At 66.3% G+C, this 17,151-nt stretch carries 19 protein-coding genes and 1 riboswitch; of the genes, 12 read left to right on the top strand and 7 right to left on the bottom strand.

Annotated elements, in window-relative coordinates:
- Positions 1-15: 15 nt before the first annotated feature.
- Complete coding sequence (locus ACEWQZ_RS05465) at positions 16-1,335, bottom strand: MFS transporter (protein WP_476482059.1); 1,320 nt, start codon at positions 1,333-1,335, stop codon at positions 16-18.
- A gap of 123 nt (positions 1,336-1,458) precedes the next feature.
- Complete coding sequence (locus tag ACEWQZ_RS05460; RefSeq protein WP_476482058.1) at positions 1,459-2,514, bottom strand: tellurite resistance/C4-dicarboxylate transporter family protein; 1,056 nt, start codon at positions 2,512-2,514, stop codon at positions 1,459-1,461.
- A 318-nt stretch (positions 2,515-2,832) separates the two neighbouring features.
- Between ACEWQZ_RS05460 and modA the strand changes: the two genes are divergently transcribed.
- The 9 genes from modA to ACEWQZ_RS05415 all read left to right on the top strand — a co-directional run bounded on the left by modA (position 2,833) and on the right by ACEWQZ_RS05415 (position 9,718).
- Positions 2,833-3,621, top strand: a complete 789-nt coding sequence (gene modA, locus ACEWQZ_RS05455) for a molybdate ABC transporter substrate-binding protein (RefSeq protein ID WP_476482057.1) — start codon at positions 2,833-2,835, stop codon at positions 3,619-3,621.
- A gap of 4 nt (positions 3,622-3,625) precedes the next feature.
- Positions 3,626-4,303 carry a molybdate ABC transporter permease subunit gene (gene modB, locus ACEWQZ_RS05450; protein WP_476482056.1) on the top strand — a complete coding sequence of 226 codons (678 nt, stop codon included), beginning with the start codon at positions 3,626-3,628 and terminating at the stop codon, positions 4,301-4,303.
- Complete coding sequence (gene modC, locus ACEWQZ_RS05445) at positions 4,300-5,385, top strand: molybdenum ABC transporter ATP-binding protein (protein ID WP_476482055.1); 1,086 nt, start codon at positions 4,300-4,302, stop codon at positions 5,383-5,385. Before modB ends, modC begins: the two co-directional genes overlap by 4 nt.
- A 62-nt stretch (positions 5,386-5,447) precedes the next feature.
- Positions 5,448-5,600: riboswitch (molybdenum cofactor riboswitch) on the top strand.
- Positions 5,590-6,567, top strand: a complete 978-nt coding sequence (gene moaA / locus ACEWQZ_RS05440; protein WP_476482054.1) for a GTP 3',8-cyclase MoaA — start codon at positions 5,590-5,592, stop codon at positions 6,565-6,567. It overlaps the preceding riboswitch by 11 nt.
- Positions 6,568-6,673: 106 nt before the next feature.
- Positions 6,674-7,171: a cyclic pyranopterin monophosphate synthase MoaC gene (gene moaC / locus ACEWQZ_RS05435; RefSeq protein WP_476482104.1), complete on the top strand. Its 498-nt coding sequence runs from the start codon at positions 6,674-6,676 to the stop codon at positions 7,169-7,171.
- A gap of 59 nt (positions 7,172-7,230) precedes the next feature.
- The gene (locus ACEWQZ_RS05430; protein WP_476482053.1) at positions 7,231-7,488 is read left to right on the top strand and encodes a MoaD/ThiS family protein; all 258 of its coding nucleotides are present in this window, start codon (positions 7,231-7,233) and stop codon (positions 7,486-7,488) included.
- Positions 7,489-7,490: 2 nt separating this feature from the next.
- A complete protein-coding gene (locus ACEWQZ_RS05425) occupies positions 7,491-7,940 on the top strand; it encodes a molybdenum cofactor biosynthesis protein MoaE (RefSeq protein WP_476482052.1) in 450 nt (149 codons plus the stop codon).
- 162 nt (positions 7,941-8,102) lie between these two features.
- The gene (gene mobA / locus ACEWQZ_RS05420; RefSeq protein ID WP_476482051.1) at positions 8,103-8,681 is read left to right on the top strand and encodes a molybdenum cofactor guanylyltransferase; all 579 of its coding nucleotides are present in this window, start codon (positions 8,103-8,105) and stop codon (positions 8,679-8,681) included.
- The gene (locus tag ACEWQZ_RS05415) at positions 8,678-9,718 is read left to right on the top strand and encodes a ThiF family adenylyltransferase (protein WP_476482050.1); all 1,041 of its coding nucleotides are present in this window, start codon (positions 8,678-8,680) and stop codon (positions 9,716-9,718) included. Before mobA ends, ACEWQZ_RS05415 begins: the two co-directional genes overlap by 4 nt.
- Before the next feature lie 6 nt (positions 9,719-9,724).
- Here the strand turns inward: ACEWQZ_RS05415 and ACEWQZ_RS05410 are convergent, their stop codons facing one another.
- Both ACEWQZ_RS05410 and ubiU read right to left on the bottom strand, forming a co-directional pair.
- A complete protein-coding gene (locus tag ACEWQZ_RS05410; RefSeq protein WP_476482049.1) occupies positions 9,725-10,594 on the bottom strand; it encodes a U32 family peptidase in 870 nt (289 codons plus the stop codon).
- Positions 10,591-11,586, bottom strand: coding sequence for a ubiquinone anaerobic biosynthesis protein UbiU (gene ubiU / locus ACEWQZ_RS05405; RefSeq protein WP_476482103.1), 996 nt, complete (start codon positions 11,584-11,586; stop codon positions 10,591-10,593). Before ubiU ends, ACEWQZ_RS05410 begins: the two co-directional genes overlap by 4 nt.
- Before the next feature lie 223 nt (positions 11,587-11,809).
- On the opposite strand from ubiU, the gene relB reads away from it, so the two are divergent.
- Together relB and ACEWQZ_RS05395 are read left to right on the top strand one after the other, a co-directional pair.
- Positions 11,810-12,043 carry a type II toxin-antitoxin system RelB family antitoxin gene (gene relB, locus ACEWQZ_RS05400; RefSeq protein WP_476482048.1) on the top strand — a complete coding sequence of 78 codons (234 nt, stop codon included), beginning with the start codon at positions 11,810-11,812 and terminating at the stop codon, positions 12,041-12,043.
- Positions 12,027-12,293, top strand: coding sequence for a type II toxin-antitoxin system RelE family toxin (locus tag ACEWQZ_RS05395; RefSeq protein ID WP_476482047.1), 267 nt, complete (start codon positions 12,027-12,029; stop codon positions 12,291-12,293). The genes relB and ACEWQZ_RS05395 overlap by 17 nt, the downstream gene beginning before the upstream one ends.
- A gap of 34 nt (positions 12,294-12,327) precedes the next feature.
- On the opposite strand, the gene ACEWQZ_RS05390 is transcribed toward ACEWQZ_RS05395, so the two are convergent.
- On the bottom strand, positions 12,328-13,536 hold the full coding sequence (locus ACEWQZ_RS05390; protein ID WP_476482046.1) for an aminotransferase class V-fold PLP-dependent enzyme: 1,209 nt from the start codon (positions 13,534-13,536) through the stop codon (positions 12,328-12,330).
- Positions 13,537-13,691: 155 nt separating this feature from the next.
- Here ACEWQZ_RS05390 and ACEWQZ_RS05385 point away from each other — a divergent pair, with 155 nt between their 5' ends.
- On the top strand, positions 13,692-14,801 hold the full coding sequence (locus ACEWQZ_RS05385; RefSeq protein ID WP_476482045.1) for a GGDEF domain-containing protein: 1,110 nt from the start codon (positions 13,692-13,694) through the stop codon (positions 14,799-14,801).
- A 70-nt stretch (positions 14,802-14,871) separates the two neighbouring features.
- Here ACEWQZ_RS05385 and ACEWQZ_RS05380 read toward each other — a convergent pair whose 3' ends face one another.
- Complete coding sequence (locus tag ACEWQZ_RS05380; protein WP_476482044.1) at positions 14,872-15,477, bottom strand: cytochrome b/b6 domain-containing protein; 606 nt, start codon at positions 15,475-15,477, stop codon at positions 14,872-14,874.
- Between the two features lie 3 nt (positions 15,478-15,480).
- A complete protein-coding gene (locus ACEWQZ_RS05375) occupies positions 15,481-17,040 on the bottom strand; it encodes a tetrathionate reductase family octaheme c-type cytochrome (RefSeq protein ID WP_476482043.1) in 1,560 nt (519 codons plus the stop codon).
- Positions 17,041-17,151: the final 111 nt, after the last annotated feature.

The raw sequence follows: 17,151 nt of genomic DNA, 5'->3' as shown, positions 1-17,151 counted from the left end.
TCGAAACTCCTTGCTTCAGGATTCGGCCAGCGCTGCCGGCTCGTTGCTGTCGTCGGTGTAGCGCGGGTCGCGGTCGTAGCGCTCGGCCATGTTGAGAATGACGATGTGCATCCAGATCAGGCAGGCAGCTGTGGTGCCAAACAGCGCCATGAAAGCGGTCGTCCAGATATTGGTCATGTCGTTGAGCAGGCCGAAGATCACCGGCAGGAAAAACCCGCCCAGGCCGCCGAACATGCCCACCAGGCCGCTGACCGAGCCGACGGTGCGCGGAAAATACGACGGGATATGCTTGAACACCGCCGCCATGCCCAGCGACATGAAGAAGCCGAGCACGAAGGTCATGGCGACGAACAGGCCGATATGGGTTTGCATGCGAAAGCGGATGTCGCCGTTGATGCCCTCGATGATGTAGGTCGTCGGCGGGTAGGAAAGCACCAGCAAGCAGCCCATGCAGGCCCAGAAAACCCAATAGAGCACGCGTCGGGCACCGAAGCGGTCCGACAGCCAGCCGCCGAGGGCGCGAAACACCGCGGCCGAAAAGGAGAACACGGCGGTCAGCATCCCGGCCGTGCCGATGTCGAGCTCATAGACGCCGATGTAGTAGCGCGGCAGCCACGACGCCAGGGCCACGAAGCCGCCGAAGGTCAGGAAGTAGTACAGCGAGAATCGCCATACCCGCACCCGCCGCAGCGGTTCGAGCTGGGCGGCCAGGGTGGTGCCCTTGACGCCGGCCTTGCGACGACGCTGCGTTTCCGGGTCTTCGCGGGTGAAAACGTAGAACAGGATGGCGGCCACCACCATGCCGAGCGCGTAGACCCGGGCGGTGCCCTGCCAGCCGATGGCCACCAGCAGGAACGGCGCGCCGAAGTTGGTCACCGCGGCGCCCACGTTGCCGGCCCCGAAAATGCCGAAGGCTGCGCCGTGACGCTCTTTCGGATACCAGCGCGAGACAAAGGCAATGCCGGTGACGAACATGCCACCGGCCACGCCCAGGCCCAGAGCCGCGGCCATGAAATGCGCGTAAGTGGTCGCCCAGGTCAGAAGCCAGACCGAGGCGGCGCTGACCAGCATCGTCAGGAAGGTCACCAGGCGACCGCCGAAGCGCTCGCTGGCAATGCCCAGAAACAGACGCGAGACCGAGCCGGTGAGAATGGGCAGGGAAATGAGCAGACCGAACTGGGACTCCGACAGCCCCAGCTCCTGCTGGATGCGGATACCGATGATCGAAAAGATCGTCCAGACGGCAAAACAGGCGGTGAAGGCAAACGTCGACATGCCCAGCATTCGGCTGGCGCCGCGCGGCAGTTCAGCGTTTGCAGGGTTTGCGTCGTTCATGGCACTACTCTTTGTCTGCCGTTGCTGCGATTTGACGAACGCCCGATCAGCCTACGGCGACCCGGACAAGCCTTACAAGTGCATAAAGATACGCATCAACTGCATATTTCACTTTGATCTTGATCAAGCCGGGCTGCTCCCTGCTCTCGACAGGTGCAGAAACATTGCCGCCAGCGTTGCCAGCCAGGCAGCCAGCGCCACCCAGATGAAGATCGCCGGCACGAAGCGCAGAAAATCCAGCTCCATCGCCTCGATCAGGCGCAGGCTGCCGGTGGTGTACATCGCCAGCGGAAAGACCATGCCCCAGAACTGCGGGTCGTAGGTCAGCGGAAAGCGCGCCACCAGATGCCGCCAGGTCATGAGCCCGAACAGCAGCGGAATCCACCAACTCGCCGCCGACCAGAAGAACACCGTGAAGCCGAGGATGAAGCTGCGAAACTCCTGCTCGAGCGGATCGGCCCGCCCCTCGATCAGCAGGGTCGAACCGGCCAGGGTGGCAATGGCCACCGCGCCCATGTTGATCCAGTACGGCGGGGTCAGCGCGCTCATTTCCAGGCGCAGGAAGGTCAGCCGATAGAAGATCAACGGAATGATGGCCAGATACAGCATGCAGCCGATCAGATGCAGGCTCAGCGCCAGAAACAGCATGCTGCTGCCCATCGCCTCCGGCCAGGGCAGCAGCGCGGTCAGCACCGACAGCGCCTGAGTGGACACCGACACCAGCAGCCAGGCACCGTTGACGCCTTTCTCCAGCGTCGGTTTGCGCGGGCGCACGACCACGGCCACGAAAAACCAGTAGGTGATCACCAGCCACAGCACGGCGGCCACCAGCCAGAGCGCGAAGCCGACGCGATCGCGCTCGAGAATGATCACGTACTGCGAGGCCAGAATGCAGGTGCCGGCAATGATGGTGAAAAAACCCGGCCCGCGGGCGTGGTCGCGCATGTCGTCGGCAAACGCGCGCGTGTGGCGCACGAAGCGCGCCAGCGTCAGGCCGGCCAGCACCAGGTAGAAGGCGGTGTTGAGCCAGACCAGCGGCACAGCAATCCAGGCCATGGCCAGCAGGTGGCCGGCGATCGCGACCGCGCCGGTGGCCATGACCATCGCGAAGTAGCCGGGAAACAGATGCAGCGTCGCCTGATCCAGCGTCGCCAGCAGCGATGGTCGATCATTGGCCAATGGCCGCTCCCCGGCGTGGTTCTCCCGCGCCAATATGCACGGCGGCAGCAGAGCGCGTCAAACGCGCAACAGCCCGGGGCGGAAGATCAAGACCCTGTAACCACGGAAAGACCAAGGGAAAAAAACCGGATCGGATCTGCTCTGGTGAATTCTTCCAGGAACGTGAGTTTCCGTGCCCTTCCGTGCCTTCCGCAGTTCATGTTTGCAGGCTTCATGCACGACCCACACGATCAGGTAATGGCCCATCGATGGCCGGGTTTCACTTACCATCCGGTATCGGACTTGCCAACGCCCGGCCAGCCGGGACAAGGAATCGGGATGATCAGCTGCACTGCCGACCGCAGCGGCCGTTTACGGCGACTTGCCAAATGCACGGTCTTTCTCGCGCTGGCCATGCTGACGGGCCCACAGGCACTGGCCGGGGAGTTCAAACTTGCCGTGGCGGCCAATTTCACCGCCGCGACCGGCGCGCTCGTCGAGCGCTTCGAGCAAAGCAGCAGCCACACGGTGAAAACCAGCTTCGGCTCGACCGGCGCGCTGTACGCCCAGATCGACCACGGCGCGCCGTTCGACGTCTTTCTTGCCGCCGACCGGCAGCGGCCGCAGCGCGCCGAACAGCACGGCCTGGCGGTCGCGGGCTCGCGCTTTACCTATGCCCGCGGCCGACTCGCGCTGTGGAGTCGTTCGGGCGAAGCCTTCGACGACGGCCGCGCTTATCTCGACCGGCAGGCCTTCAAGCGCCTGGCGATTGCCAGACCCGCCGTGGCGCCCTACGGGCTGGCCGCAAAGCAGGTGCTCGAACATCTCGATCTGTGGGCCGAGCTTGGCCCCCGCCTGGTGTTCGGCGGCAACATCGGCCAGACCTTCCAGTTCGTCGCCACCGGCAATGTGCAGGCGGGTTTTGTCGCCCTGTCGCAGGTGCGGGCCTGGGACCGGCAAGCCGGCTCGCTGTGGCTCGTGCCCGAATCGCTGCACGCGCCGATCATCCAGCAGGGGGTACTGCTCGTCCACGGCGAGAACAACCCCGCGGCGCGGGCGTTTGTCGATTTCCTGAAGTCGGCACCGGCGCGCGAGATCATCACCGACCACGGCTACGGCCTGGACTGACGCCTTGGACTTCGACTGGTCTCCCATCGTCGTCACCCTCAAGCTGGCGAGCATCTCGACGCTGATCCTGCTGCTGCTGGGCACGCCGGTGGCCTGGTGGCTGGCGCGCACCCGCCACTGGCTCAAGCGCCCGATTGCGGCGATCACCACCCTGCCCCTGGTGCTGCCGCCCACCGTGCTCGGTTTCTATCTGCTCATCCTGCTGGCGCCCGACGGCCCCGGCGGCAGGCTCACGCAGGCGCTGGGTCTGGGCACCCTGCCGTTCACCTTTGCCGGCCTGGTGGTCGCCTCGGTGGTGTATTCGTTTCCCTTCGTGGTGCAGCCGCTCAGCAACGCCTTCGAAGCCATCGGCGAGCGCCCGCTGGAGGTCTCGGCCACGCTGCGCGCCTCACCCTGGGACCGCTTCTGGAGCGTGGCCGTGCCGCTGGCGCGCCCCGGTTTTCTCACCGCCGCGGTGCTGGCGTTTGCCCATACCCTGGGCGAATTCGGCGTGGTGCTGATGGTCGGCGGCAACATCCCCGGCGAGACGCGGGTGCTGTCGGTGGCCATCTTCGAGCACGTCGAGACCCTCGACTACGCCCGCGCGCACTGGCTGGCCGGCGGCATGCTGGTGTTTTCCTTCCTGGTACTGCTCACGCTGTATCTGGTCAACGGCCGCCGCGCGCGGATGCTGGGCTCGTGAGTGCAGACGTGAACCACGGCATCGAGGCGCGGTTTCAAACCGGCTTTCCGGGCTTTCGCCTCGACGTCGACCTCGAGCTTCCCGGCTCGGGCTTCAGCGTGCTGTTCGGCCCGTCGGGCTGTGGCAAGACCACGCTTTTGCGCTGCATCGCCGGGCTGCACCGGGCCCGCGGTCACCTGCGCGTCAACGGCGCGCTGTGGCAGGACGAGCGGCATTTCCTGCCCGTGCACCGCCGCGCGCTGGGCTACGTGTTTCAGGAAACCAGCCTGTTTGCCCACCGCTCGGTGCGCGGCAACCTGGAATACGGCTGGCGCCGCGTGCCGCGCCGGCAGCGCCGAATCGCCTTCGATCAGGTCGTCGACTGGCTCGGCCTGGGCGCGCTGATCGAGCGCGATCCGGCCGGGCTGTCGGGCGGCCAGCGCCAGCGCGTGGCCATCGGCCGCGCCCTGCTGGCCAGCCCCGATCTGCTGCTGATGGACGAGCCGCTCTCGGCGCTGGATCTCGACAGCCGCCGGGCGATCCTGCCCTACCTGGAAGGATTGCGCGACGAGCTCGACATGCCGGTGATCTACGTCACCCACTCGCCCGACAGCGTGGCCCGGCTGGCCGATCGGCTGGTGATCATCGACGACGGACGGGTGCTGGCCAACGGGCCCGTGGGCGAGACCCTGGCGCGCCTGGACCTGCCCGTTCATCGCAGCCTGGAGGCCGGCGTGGCGCTCGACGCCGAAGTCGTCGAGCGCGATCGCGACTGGCAGCTCGCCCGCGTGCAGTTCGACGGCGGCAGCCTGTGGGTGCGCGACGAGGACCGGACGGTCAGTAGCCGGATGCGGCTGCGCATCCTGGCGCGCGACGTCAGTCTGTCGCTGGTCGAGCCCGAACGCACCAGCATTCTCAACGTGCTGCCGGCGCTGGTGTCCGAAGTGGCGGCGCACGACCATCCGTCGCAGATGCTGGTCAAGCTCCACATTGGCGCCACGCCGCTGCTGGCGCGGGTGACCGCGCGCTCGGCCGATGCGCTCGGCCTGGCGCCCGGCAAAGCGGTCTGGGCGCAGGTCAAGTCGGTGGCCGTGGTGGAGTAAACCGCGAGTTGATTTCGGTCAAGGCCCTTGGATTTGCCGGCTGATAGATTACAATCCGATACATCAATCACCCACTCCGAGCGCTTTTGCCTACCGCTTGCCCAAAGCCAAGGCAACCGCGCCGCTGCCGACAGGACACCCCATCGGCAGCCAGGGCAGCAGGCCGGAAACGGCGCTGCCTTCCGACTTTGAAAAGGAGCGGACATGAGCCAGCTGATCGACGGTTTCGGTCGTCGCTTTTCCTACCTCAGGCTGTCGGTCACCGACGTCTGCAACTTTCGCTGCGAATACTGCCTGCCCAACGGCTACCAGGGCAATCCCAAGGGCTTTCTCGGCCACGACGAGATCCGCCGCTTGGTCACCGCCTTTGCCGAGCTGGGCACCTGGAAGATCCGCCTGACCGGCGGCGAGCCCACCGTGCGCAAGGATTTTGCCGATATCGTGCGTACCGTGCGCGCGGTGCCCGGTGTCAAGCGCATCGCCATGACCAGCAACGCTTTCCGCCTGGCGCGCGACGCCGCCGAGCTCAAGGCCGCGGGCATGGACGCCATCAACATCAGCCTCGATGGTCTCGATGCTGCGCACTTCGAGCGCATCACCGGCGACAAGCGTTTCGAGAAGGTCATGGCCGGCATCGACGCCTGCCTGGAACAGGACTTCGACGCGGTCAAGATCAACACCGTGCTGCTCAAGGGGCTCAACGACGACCAGCTCCCTGACTTCTTCGAGTTCGTGCGCGAGCGGCCGCTGAGCGTGCGCTTCATCGAGCTGATGCGCACCGGCACGAATGGTGAATACTTCGAAAAACGCCACGTCGGCGGCGATCTGGTGCGCGAACAGCTCGCGCAAGCCGGCTGGGCGCCGATCGAGCGCGAGGCCGCAGCCGGCCCGGCGGTGGAGTATGCCCACCCCGACTACGCCGGGCGCATCGGCCTGATCGCGCCCTACGCGCCGGGCTTCTGCGACACCTGCAACCGCCTGCGGGTGACCGCCCGCGGCGGGCTGCGCCTGTGCCTGTTCGGCAACGGCGCCCACAACCTGCGCCCGCTGCTGCAGGACGACGACCAGAAGGAAGAGCTCAAGGCCAGCGTGCTCACCGCCCTGTTCGGCAAGCGCGTGTCGCACTTCCTGCACGAAGGCGACTACGGCGACACCCCGCACCTGGCGATGACCGGCGGGTAGCGGGCTCCGGTCGGAAACCGCAGTCTGCGCAGATGGATTGGTCATGAACCACAAAGCACGCAAGAACACCAAGACCCCGGATCCAGGGCATGCCGCTGGAGAAGCGATGAGCAAACAACGACAGCACTACCGGATGGTCGACGTCGGCGGCAAGGAGATCACCCGTCGGGTGGCCGTGGCCACCGGCCGGATCGTGATGAACGCCGAGACCTTCGCGATGGTGCGCGACGGCACCCTGCCCAAGGGCGATCCCCTCAGGCTGGCCGAAGTGGCCGGCGTGCTGGCGGCCAAGAAGACGCCGGAGATCATTCCGCTGTGTCATCCGCTGGGCCTCGACCAGGTACGCGTGGCCTTTGCGCTCGACGAGGCCGCATCGGCGGTCACGGTGTTCTGCCAGGCCGCGACCTCGGCGAAAACCGGGGTGGAAATGGAAGCCCTGGCCGGCGTCAACGGCGCGCTTCTGACCATCTGGGATCTGGCCAAGCAGGTCCAGGCCGACTTGGCCATCGACGGCGTGCGCCTGCTGCTCAAGCTCGGCGGCAAATCCGGCCGCTACGTCCACCCCGACGGCCTGCCGGCGCTGCCGGAAGGCTTCGAGCGCTGAGCGCCTGCGGTTGAGGAAACCACGAACATGATCAGCTCGACTCTCAGATGGAGTACTCCATGACCCGGGAAATCGAAATCAGGCTGTTCGGCGCGTTCCGGCAGGTCGATGCCGGCGGCCGCATCAAGGTATCCGTGGCCGGGGACGCGCGCGTGGCCGATCTGCGCCGCGCCCTGGCCGAGCGTCTGGAAGGCGACGACAACGCCCTGTCGCTGCTCGAATCATCGGCCTTTGCCACCGACAGCGCCGTGCTCGACGAAGCCGACGCGCTGCCGGGCCGCGAGCTGTCGATCCTGCCGCCGGTCTGCGGAGGCTAGACATGAGCATCCACGTCGACGTCAAGGACGGCCCGCTGGACGCCGCCGCCGCGCTGGCGCACTGCGCGCACGCCGGTCATGGCGCGGTCGATCTGTTTGCCGGGCGGGTGCGCGACATCAACCAGGGCCGCACGGTCAAGGCGGTCAGCTACGACCTGCACGCCGTGCTGTGCCGCAACGTCTTCGCCGAGATCTGCGCCGAGGCGCGCGAGCAGTGGGGCGAGGCGATTCACCTGTGGCTGGAACACCGCCACGGCCGGCTCGAAGTCGGCGAGGCCAGCGTCGTTGCCGCGGCCAGCTCGCGCCACCGCGACGAGGCCTTCCGCGCCTGCCGCTACCTGGTCGAGCAGATGAAACACCGGGCGCCGATCTGGAAGCAGGAGCACTACGTCGACGGCGACAGTGAGTGGGTCAAGGGCCATGCGCTGTGCGGCCATGGGCAGGAAGCCTGAGCACCGGGTGCGTTAAGAAAGCCGGTTGACCACGGAAGACTCGGAAAGCACGGAAAAGCACAAAATGAAATATGCCGACCCGGATCGCCAATACCGCTTTTTCTTCTTCCGTGCTTTCCGAGTGTTCCGTGGCTGATGGTGTGTTCTCTTGCGGCGGCCGCGATGAACAACCCGCGTGAACAGTGGACCGGCCTGGTGCTGGCCGGCGGCAAGTCGAGCCGGATGGGGCGCGACAAGGCCGGACTGATCTGGGCCGACGGCCGCAGCTTTCTCGACCGGGCCATTGATCTGCTGGAACAGGCCGGCTGCGCCCGGGTGATCGTCTCGGGTGAGCGACCCGGTTACGACTGCGTGCCCGACCGCTGGCCCGACCAGGGTCCGCTGGGCGGTATCGCTTCGGTGCTGGCGGCCGGTTTGGAACTGAACGGGCCGCTGCTGATCGTGCCGGTGGATATGCCACAGCTCGAGGTCGACGATCTGGCGCCGCTGCAAAGCGCCGCGCCGGGGCGCGACGGCGCCGTGTTCAGCGACCTGCCTCTGCCGATGGTGCTCGGCAACAGCGAACGAACCCGCGAGGCGGTCACGGCGCAGTTGCGCGCCGGCCGACGGGCGCTCAAGGCCCTGGGCGACACGCTTGATCTGGCCATCGTCGATCCACCGACCAGCCGGCTGCGCGACAATATCAACACGCCCGAGGATTACCGGCGCGGATCGAAAGGCGCCGACCCCGAACGATCATGAACGAGCGCTACGTCCGACAGACCATCCTGCCCGAAGTCGGCCCCGCCGGGCAGCGGCGCCTGGGCGAGGCGAGCGTGCTTTGCATCGGCGCCGGTGGCCTGGGCTGCGCCAGCCTTCCCTATCTGGCCGCCGCCGGCGTCGGGCGCATCGTGATCATCGACCACGATGTCGTCGATCTGTCCAACCTGCATCGCCAGGTGCTGTTTGCCGAAGCCGACATCGGCCGGCCCAAGGCCGAGGCCGCGGCCGCGCGGCTGACGGCAATCAACGGCCAAATCACGATTGATGCACTCAGCGCACGTCTGGATCTGGACAACGTCGAGCGGCTGTTCACGGCAGTCGATTTGATCCTCGACGGCAGCGACAACTACGCCACCAAGTACCTGGCCGCCGACGCCGCGCTCAAATTCGGCCGGCCGCTGGTCTACGCCTCGGCGACCGGCATGGAGGCGATGGTGACGGTCTTTGAAGCGAACAAAGGCCCCTGTCTGCGCTGCCTGTTCCCGCAGGCGCCCTCGGGCTGGGTGCCCAACTGCGCCGAAGCCGGCGTGCTCGGTCCGCTGGTCGGTACGGCCGGCGCCATTCAGGCCGCCGAGGCGATCAAACTGCTGACCGGCAACGCAACCCTGGAAAGCCTGTCGGGCCGGCTGTGGCTGATGGATGCGCGCGACATGTCCAGCCGCCAGCTCGCCATCGCGCGCCGGGGCGACTGTCCGACCTGTTCGGGACCGCGCGAGGCCATCGTGCTCGCAGGCAGCAGCGGCGGCCCGCCCGAAATCTCGCGCAATGAAGCCAGGGCACTCGAAAACATCGCCTGGATCGACGTGCGCGAAGCCGACGAATACGCCGCCGGGCACTTTCCCGGCGCGCTCAACCTGCCCCTGTCGACGCTTCGCGCGGGTGACTTCCAGCTTCCCGAAACCCAGCGGGCCATCATCTACTGCGCCAGCGGCGGGCGTTGTCGACCCGCCGCCGAGATCCTCGCCCGCGCCGGCCTCGAACAACTGTGGATCCTGCGCGGCGGCTACGGCAGCTGAGGCGCCTCAGCTGCTGTCCATGCCCGCACTACCCCGCCAGTAGCCGCTGACCGAGTGCTCGAGCGGCGCCACCGCCTCGCCGGCCAGGGCGGTGCGGAAGCGCTCGACGACCTGCACGATCGGCTCTTCCTGCGGATACAGCCTGAGGATATCGACCGGCTCGTCGCGCAGCTCGGTAACGTAGCGGCTCAGGTCGGTCACCGCCGCGCTCTGGGTCTGGATGCCGTTCATGTTGAGGAAAGGCTGGTCTTCGCGCGTGGCAATCGGCTGGCCGAAGGGGTGCTTGATGCACTCGAAGCCGCACTGGTCCTTGCCGCGGCCCACCGCGCGGGCGGTAAAGCAGCGCGCCGAATGCGCCAGTGGAATGCGGCCGTAGGCCAGCAGCTCGATTTCGGGCCGGACTGCGCTCTGACCTTCATGCGTGCCCGACAGGCCGCGGATGTGCTCGCGGCTGAGCTCCACCGGCACCGCCATGCGGAACAGGCCGGCGTCGCGAAGGATCGCCAGGGCGCGGTGGTTGTAGATATTGACCCCCGGCCCGGCGGCAAACGGCAGGCCGCGTTCGCGGCAAAGCTCCACGGCCGAGACGTCACCGGCCTCGATGGCGAACTCGCCGTTTTCGACCAGGCGCTTGCAGGCCGAAAGCTCCGAGGCAGCCTCGATCAGGGTCAGGGTCGAGAGCAGCACCTCGTGGCCGGCCGACTTCAGGTCTCTGGCAAGCGCCAGCCAGTCGGACAGCTTGAGTTCGCGGCGCTTGGAACAGACGGTTTCGCCCAGATAGACGATATCGACGTCGAGCTCGGCCACCGATTCGTAGAAGGCCAGGGTTTGCTCCCGCGGCCAGAAATACTGCAGCGCGCCCAAAGACAACTTCATTGCCATGCCCTCTCGTAGGGGCCAAGAGTGACCTGGCTGCCTTCCGACAGGCGGGCCAGTTCGCGCTGCCACTTAGCCTCGGTGGTGAAGGCATCGGGGTCGCGCTCGACGCGGTCGATGGCCTCGCGCCAGATGTGGGTCACGGTGCCGACGTAGGCCGGCGAGCGCTGGCGGCCCTCGATCTTGATCGCGGAGATGCCGATGCTCTTCAACTTCGGCAACAATTCCAGGGTATTCAGGCTGGTCGGCTCCTCGAGAGCGTGGAATATGTCACCGCCAACCCGGTAGCGGCCCTTGCACACCACCGGGTAGCCGGCGGGCTCTTTGTCGGCAAAGCGGTCGATGAGCACGCCGTTGAGCCTGGCCGTCTTGCCCTCGGGGGTTTCCTCCCAGGCGACGAACTCGGCCGGCGAGCACACGCCGGCGGTGTTGGGCGAGCGCCCGGTGACGTAGCTGGAGAGCTGGCAGCGCCCCTCGACCATGATGCACAGGCTGCCGAAGGCGAAGACCTCCAGCTCGACCGGCGAGCGTTCGGCCAGACGCTCGACCTGCTGGATGGCCAGCACCCGCGGCAGAACCGCGCGGGCGATGCCGAAGCGTTCGTGATAGAAGGCCAGCGCCGCCGGCGTGGTGGCCGACCCCTGCACCGAAAGATGACGGCGAATGCCGGGATGATGCCGGGCGGCGTGATCGAGCACCGCCATCTCGGCGATGATCAGCGCGTCCACGCCCAGATCGGCGGCCCGGTCGACGGCCGAATACCACTGCGCGAGCTTGTCGGAGGTCGGATAGGTGTTGAGCGCGGCATAGACCTCGCAGCCGCGCGAGTGCGCGTGCGCGATGGCCTTTTCGATATCGCGGTCGGAAAAGTTCAGTCCCGGAAAGGCGCGCGCGTTGGTGGCGTCGCGAAAACCCAGGTAGACGGCATCGGCGCCGTTGTTGACCGCCTCGGTAAAGGCCGGCAGCGAACCGGCCGGACAGACAAGCTTCATGGACATGGCAGACGAGTCGGCTCCGGGGCGAAAGTGCATCAGGATGACCCGCTGAGGGCCTGTTGTCATTGACGATCATCAAGGCCCGCTGCGTTCACGCCATGAGCAGCCTGGAGGGTGATTTGGCGCCATGCTGCCGGAAAGCCCGTGAAACGCGGACTAACAGTCATCAGCCGATGCCCTGGTGTATGATTTACATGTAAATCAACAAGAGCCCTGAGCGATGACCCGCATGATCAACTTCCGCGCCGACGAAGACCTGCATGCCCGCCTGGAACGGCTGGCCAGGCTGACCGGCCGCACGAAGACGTTTTATGTCCGCGAGGCCGTAGAATCGCATATCGAGGATCTTGAAGACATCTATCTGGCCGACCAGGTGATGGATCGCCTGGAGCGCGGCGAAGAGACGACGCGCGGCCTGGAAGAAGTGGAACGCGAGCTTGGCCTGGCGGATTGAGCTCAGCGATAGCGCGACCAAAGCACTCGGAAAAATCGACCGGGACGGGGCTCGGCGCATCACCCGCTTTCTGCGTGAACGCATTGCCCCCTCGAACGATCCCCGGCAGCATGCCAAGGCACTGCAGGGAGAATGGCGCCAATACTGGCGATTTCGGGTTGGCCCTTATCGACTCATTTGCCGCCTCGAAGACAAGCAAGTCCGAGTCCTGGTCGTGCGGATTGCGCACCGTAAGGAAATCTACCGCTGACAGACGCCTTGCCGGGCACGGTGGTCACCACAGGTCAGCCTGGGGCCGGGCCACCGCTTTCGATAACCATGTCGACAGCCGCCAGCACGCGCGCCGGTTCGTCGAGCGCGTTGGGCCAGTGCGGCGAGAAGCGAATCCAGCCGTCGGGGCTGGCGCAGGAGATGCCTTGCGCTGCCAGTGCCTGGGCCCAGGCCGGCGAGCGCGACGGATCGTCGGGCCGGACGCTGAGAATGCCCGAGCGCCCGGATGGATCGTGCATGCGCGCGCTTTCAAAACCGCGCTCGAGCAGGCCGGGTTCGAGCGCGTCATGCCAGGCCTGAACGTGCTCGAGAATGCTCGCCACGCCGATGTCGTTGATCAGCCCCAGGCTGGCCTCCAGGCCCGCCGCGCCAATGGTGTTGGGCGTGCCCGCCTCGGCCATCAGCGCGCCAGCCTGGAACGGGCGGTCGTAGCGCAGCTCCCCGGGCGCGCGGGAGAGAAAGGCAAAAGCGTCCTCGTGGCTCAGCCAGGCGGCCATGTTCGGCAGCAGGGCTCCGGCGCGCTCGGGCGCCACAAACACAAAGCCGGTGCCTTCGGGCGCCATCAGCCACTTGTGGCTGCCGCTGGTCAGGTAGTCGATCTTCATCGAGGCCACGTCCAGCGGCACGATGCCGGCGGCCTGGATGGCGTCGACGAACAGCTCGGCGCCGTGGGCACGGCACAGCGCGCCCATGGCCTCCAGCGGCATGCGCTGGCCGGTGGTGAACTGCACCGCGCTGACAGCGACCAGGCGCACGCCGCGCCGCAATTCGTGCTCAAAGCGATCGAGGGCGGCGGCCCGATCCGTACGGAAGTCCTCGGCGCGCAGCCAGACCAGCTCCAGATCGTGCCGTCGGGCGGCCTGCTGCCAGGGCGTCACGTTGGTGGGAAATTCGCCGTCGAACAGCACGATGCGCTCGCCGCGGCGCCAGTCCAGACCCAGAGCAATGGCGAGCACGCCGGCGGAGGTGTTTGCGACCAGCCCCACGCTGTCTTCTCGCGCACCGATCAGGCGGGTGAGCTGATGACGCAATCGCTCGCGGCGCTCGACCTCTTCGGCGTACCAGGCCATTCCCTGTGCCGCATAGCCGGTGAGCGTGGCCGCCACGGCGTCCCGAACCGGGCGCGAGGGTGGCGACAACGAAGCGTGATTGGCGTAGACATCGACTTCCAGTTGTTCGAACAGCGCGCGGCTGCCCAGTGCGGCCCGATCCGTCATCATCATGGTTCCTGCATTCGTTCCTGCATTCGTTCCTGCTGGACAGGATGGCACAAGGCGAACGGCCTTCTGCTGCCAATCAGGAATCCGTGTTCGCCGGGCGCGACACTGTGTGACTGCCTTCAAGCTCACATCAACATCGCCACAAGGAGAAGCCGTCGGTGAACGATCGGGCGAACAGCGAAGCGTCGACCCACAACCCGGAGCCGATCGGCAACGATCGCGACGGCAGCCGCATGCTGTTGCGGGCAACCACCTGCGCAGCGGCCGGCCTGGCGCTGCTGGTGATTGCCGCATACCAGCTCATCGATGTCTTCGACGGCCGCAGGCCGCCGGATCTTCTATGGCTGCACGCCGCCTGGCGCTCGATCGTGTTCGTCATCGCTGCCACCTGCTTGACCGCCTGCCTGTTCCGGCCCGGGGAGCGGCTGCTCAAGCTGCTGTTGCGGGCGCTTGCCGCCAGCCTGATGGTCATGATCTTCGCGCTGTTCAGCGTGGATACGCTGCACCCGCTGGGCGATCAGGAGCAGATGGTGCGCGGCATCATCATGGTCACTTTCGCCGTCTCGCTGCTGTCGCTGGGCGGCGGCCGGGAACTGCTGGTGCTGTTCAGCGTGCCCCTGGTCGGCAGCCTCGGGTGGCTGGCGTGGCGCAGCGCCGATCTCCTGCCGGTAAGCGCGCTGATGGCCGATCCCCTGATGATGCTGGTAATTGCCATCATCGCCTCGGAACTGTTTTACCGGATCCGGTGTGAGCAGTTCGGGCTCGAGCGGCGACTGCGCCTGCTGGCAAGCGTCGATGCGCTCACCGGCCTGCACAATCGGCGGGGCCTGGAGCAACGCATGACCGCGGAGATATCGCGCAGCCGCCGTCACGGACGGCCCCTGTCGGTGGCCATCGGCGACCTCGATCATTTCAAGCGCGTCAACGACGAGTTCGGCCACGCCGTGGGCGACGACGTGCTGCGCACCGTCGGCGTGCGCATCCGCCGCAACCTGCGCGCCGAGGATTTCGCCGTGCGCTGGGGCGACGAAGAGTTTCTGCTGCTGCTGCCCGATACCGACCGCGACAGCGCCGCGCAAGTGGCCGACAAGATCCGGCTTGCCGTGGCCGATCAGCCGGTCGAATTCCGCGACCACAGCGTGCCGATCACCATCAGCTTCGGCGTGGCCCAACTGGGCGAAGAAGAAGAAACCGCCGATCTGATCGGCCGCGCCGACGCGGCAATGTATCGCGCCAAGTCAGGCGGCCGCAACCGCGTGTGTACCTGAACGCTCCGACAGCCCATCGAGCTGGCCGAAGGTGCATCCCGCGCCCTGAGCCAGGGCGCGAGCGACCACCTTATTTCGTCTGATCCTTTTCCACGTACACCCACTCGTAACCGGTCGTCATTGCCTTGAGATAAGCGCCCGGCGTATCACCCGTGGTGGCCATATAGACGTGGATGGCGACGAAGAGCGCCATGGCATAGGCTGCTACAACATGAAACCAGGCGACCGTCTCGAGATCGAGGCCGGTCAGGCCGATGGTCAGATACAGAATGCCGGTCACCCAGATGGCCGGGTTGATGATCAGCTTCAGGAAAAGGTAGCTGATGCGCTGCAGCGGATTGTGCTTGCGCCGGATCGTCGGCCGGGCCGGGTGCGCCTCGCCGCGGAAGATGCCCCAGGCGTAATAGCGAATCACCGCTGCCAGATTGCGATGGGTGGGCAGATAATGCCGCCACGCCCCGGTAGTGAAGTGCCAGAAGATGGCAAAGATCCACAGCACGATCAGCAGGCCGGCCGCGATCAGGTGCAGGCTGAAGGCAGTCGACCAGTTCAGGCCGCCAATCAGCCCGTGCAGGCGCGCGCCGGTAAACAGCAACCCCAGCACCAGCACGGCCTGCGTCCAGTGCCAGAAGCGCTCGAAGCGGGTGAAGATCCTGGCGTATTCGCGTTCAGCCATCGCTCAACCCTCCGTCCTGCGGCGCCGGCGACCCATGACCATGCGAATGATGGCGTGCGTGGCGATCCCGACCAGCGTCAGCGCCAGCAGCCACCGCCCGATCTGATCGGTCAGGCCAAAGCGGTCGCGGCCGGGCAGGTAAAAGCCTGCCAGTTTGGCCAGGCGGCCATCGCTTGCGTGGCAGGCGCCGCAGCGCAGCGCCTCGCCGGCCGGCGCGACCATGTGCGTGGTTGGCCACCACATCTCGGTTTCCACAAAATCATACTGGCCGGAGTAAGGCACATCCGTGCCCGCCATGCCGGCCTGCAGCGCCTTGTCCCAGTCGTAGTTGCTCCAGAACGCCGTATCGCCTTCAGGGCCGTAGACGTTGCTTTGCAGAAGATGCTCATTGACCTCGTCATAGGCTTGCTTGCCGCGCATGCGCTTGAACGGGAAGATCACCGACCCGGGCTGATCGACCCCGCCGCCAAGCCGGTTGATGCCCACCACGCCGTCCGGGTCGATCTTCTCGCCGACCGCGGTATATTCAACGATGCCGTCCCAGAAGGCATAGGTCGGCACCACGTCCTCCTCCCAGCGAAAATCGCCCTTGATCGTCAGGTAGACCGGCAGCCCGTCTTCGCTCAGCTCGGTATAGGGCTTGCCATCTTTCAGCCTGCCGGCGGTTGACCAGTCCCACCAGGTCTTGGTCGCCACACCGCCCTTGGCAAATTCGGGGATGTGGCAGGTCTGACAGGCCACCCGATCGGTGTGATCGTTGAGCTTGTTGCCCTTGAGTGATAGCGCGTTGTGCGGCCTGGCGGTATGACAGGAGTCGCAGGCAAGGATATTGGTGTCGCGCATGCCCGGGCGCTGCCGCGAAGTATCGCGGATAGTGCCGTGGTAGCGCGAGCCCGGCCACTGGTGGCGGTCGCCAACGTGGCAGTCGACACAAACCAGATCCGCACCCTCGGGCGACATGTGCACATCGACGTGCGGCGACGGGTCGAGCAGCGCCGTGGACAGGTCGCCGTGCTTGACGTTGTCGCCGCCGCCGCCAAAGAAATGACAGTTGCCGCAGTTGCGCCGCGTCGGCCGGCCGACACTGGCGGCAACCGCAGCCAGATCCGGCGGCAGATACGTGTATTGGCCGTCGGCTTGCTCGACCACCAGCGCATCGGGATAGGGTTCGATGCGGCCCGACTGGGTGCGCGGCGTATACAGCGGATGGCCGGCCTGGGTGGGCCATTTGGCGTATGTGCCGCTGGTGTCGTGGCAGGCCAGGCAGTCGATTGCGGTCTCGTCGCTGAAATCGAAGCTGGCCGTCTCTTCCCAGCCATAACCGGCATGGCAGGACGTGCAGCGCGGCTCGTTGGTGGCGAGGTTGCCGCAGAAAGCGTTGATCACATGCCGTTTGCCCAGCGTCTGGCCGGTGGCCGGGTTATCGGTTTCCCAGGTCCAGTGAATGGAGTGGATGATCTGCTGCCCCGCGTCGTTGTGGCAGCCCAGGCAGGCCCTGGTGACCTCCGGCGCAGAATCAAACGGGCCCTCGAGCTCGCTGAATCTGGCGTGATCGGCCGTCAACCCGGGAATTTCCGGTTCGGACGATGCCCGAGGCGGTCCTGCTTTCTCGGAACCTTCTAGCGCCGGCGGGCTGATCTGAGCCTGCTCCTGTGCCGCTGCCGTCGGCACCTG

It is taken from the genome of Wenzhouxiangella sp. YN1 (genome assembly GCF_056324145.1).
Note: the sequence above shows the minus strand (reverse complement) of the source record. Positions and strands in the feature narration are given on the sequence as shown.